Raw genomic sequence first — 1471 nt, 5'->3', positions numbered from 1 at the left:
GCCCTGGTTGACACGCTGGCCGGCATCGATTTCGGCAAGCCGCTGCCGGACCTGTGGCCGCAGTTCGACGCGCTTGCCGCCATTCCGCTGCTTGCCATTCGCGGCGCAAACTCGAGACTGCTTTCCACGGCGACGCTTAACGAGATGCAGAAGCGGCATCCCGGCATGGAATCGATCACCGCCGAAGGCCAGGGCCACGCGCCCTTCCTCGAAACCGGCGATTTGCCGGAAAAGATCGCCGCATTTCTCAATCGAGAAGAAAATCAAGTCAAACAAAAGTAAAGCTCAAGACTATATCGGCCTCGAGCTTTATCACGAAATATAGATTTTTATCCCTCAGCGAGGCCGATCCGACCGGCCTATTCGCCTTTCGAGCGTTTGCGGGACGTCTTGACCGGTTCCGACCCTTTCGCTTTCCGAGACGATGGGGCGGAGGTCGGCGTGGTGAGGGGCGACGCGAACACGGAGTTCTCCGCCGACCGCGGCGAGGCTTCATCGCCGCGCGGCTTCTCCAGAACGACGACGCAGCCATCGAGATCGTTGGTGGCAAGATGCGCGTAACGCATGGTCATCGACAATGTCTGGTGGCCCAGCCACATCTGGACTCGCCTTATGTCGATACCGCCCTGGACGAGACGTGAAGCGCAAGTGTGACGCAGGATGTGCGGCACCACCTGTTCATCGGCGCCGAGGCCGACTTCCGCCTTCGCTTCGTTCCAGATCGCACGGTACTGCGCCTGCGTCAGCTTGGTGAACGGGCCTTTCGGCCGGCGCCCTTCCGTGTTCGGCGGAAGCTTGATGACGTCCTTGACGCGTTCGGTCATCGGAATGGTGCGGCTGCGGCCGGATTTGGTGATCCAAAAGGAGACCCGATGCTCCTGGATGTCGTTCCAGATCAGGCCGAGCGCCTCGCCGAGACGGCAGCCGGTGTCGACAAGGAAGACGGAAAGCCGGTAGGCATCCTCGCTGCGGCTCCTGATCGCCGCGAACAGCCTCGCTTCTTCGTCCCTTTCGAGGAAACGAATCCGCCCCGCCCGCTCCTTCTGGCGGCGGAATTCGGGCAGGCTGTGGATATCTCCCATCTTATGCGCCTTACGCAGCAATTTGCTGAGGGCAGCCATCTTGCGATTGATGGTTGCGTTGCTGTTGCCGCGCTGGCGCAATGTACCGATAAGATTGTCCAGGGTGTTCTGGTCAAAGGTGCTGAAACGCTCTCCCAGAAGGATCTCGTCTATTTCACCGATGAAAGAGCTGACATTGTATTTATGCCGCCCGTCATCCCAGAGTATATCTCGATAAGCTGCGAAGAGCTCCCCGACCCTATACGATTTTACTTCTCTGATCTTGTTGTAGGTGTACCGAAAGTTCGAATTCTGAGAAGAAAATACCGCAAAATGACCAGAGGGCTCACCCTCTTGAACCGCTTCGTTCGACATTTTAGCCACACCCCCTGTGGTTAAGAGACCAGCCC

General features: G+C 58.3%; 1 protein-coding gene and 1 pseudogene. One reads left to right on the top strand and one right to left on the bottom strand.

The window, feature by feature from the left end:
* Window positions 1-282 (top strand): annotated as a pseudogene (locus EOD07_RS34140) (alpha/beta hydrolase); the annotation flags it as partial.
* 77 nt (window positions 283-359) lie between these two features.
* Here EOD07_RS34140 and EOD07_RS34135 read toward each other — a convergent pair.
* Window positions 360-1436 (bottom strand): site-specific integrase, encoded by a 1077-nt coding sequence (locus EOD07_RS34135; protein WP_127238327.1) that lies wholly within the window; start codon window positions 1434-1436, stop codon window positions 360-362.
* Between the last annotated feature and the right edge of the window lie 35 nt (window positions 1437-1471).

The sequence above is a fragment of the Mesorhizobium sp. M2C.T.Ca.TU.002.02.1.1 genome (genome assembly GCF_003997225.1).
The sequence above is the reverse complement of the archived record's forward strand: the minus strand, read 5'-3'. Positions and strand labels throughout refer to the sequence as shown.